Source organism: Xanthobacter autotrophicus (genome assembly GCF_029991245.1).
GTDB classification, from domain to species: Bacteria; Pseudomonadota; Alphaproteobacteria; order Rhizobiales; family Xanthobacteraceae; genus Xanthobacter; species Xanthobacter autotrophicus_C.
Genome location: NZ_JAIVFO010000379.1, coordinates 1 through 432, shown reverse-complemented (window position 1 = coordinate 432; position 432 = coordinate 1). Strand labels below are relative to the sequence as shown.

General features: G+C 55.3%; 1 protein-coding gene. It reads left to right on the top strand.

From position 1 onward, the window contains the following. Nucleotides 1–64 precede the first annotated feature (64 nt). Nucleotides 65–432, top strand: a 368-nt coding sequence (locus K9U41_RS23310) for a hypothetical protein (RefSeq protein ID WP_282643211.1), incomplete at its 3' end; no start/stop codon positions are given.

Sequence of the window (432 nt, the reverse complement as noted above, 5' to 3'; positions counted from 1 at the left end):
GGTGATCTCTGTCCTCTCGTACCGCTACCCAACCTTCCGCATCCATCAACCTTCGGAGTCCATCGTGAGCAAGAAGCCCAGCAGCAAATCCCGCCGTAATCGGAAGTCGAATCGTTCCTCTCGATCTCATGGAGCGATCGTTCCGCAGATCTATTTGACGACCAGTGCGGCTTCCCTCATTGAGGGGATGGAAAGCATTGAAAGGGAACTCTTTGAAATGACGCTCCCGGACTTGCTGACGTCGGAGGAAGTCACGTCCTGCATTCAAGTTTACGGTTCTTACCGAGCAGTCGTGACCCATTTCGACACGCAGTTTGTGGTCGAGTCCGTGGGGTGCCGCGCCGCTACGAAAGGCCATTCATCCAAGCCCGGCTTTGTTCTGGATACATACGATCAGCATGCACCCGGCGATTTGCAGCCTCCCTCGTGGCT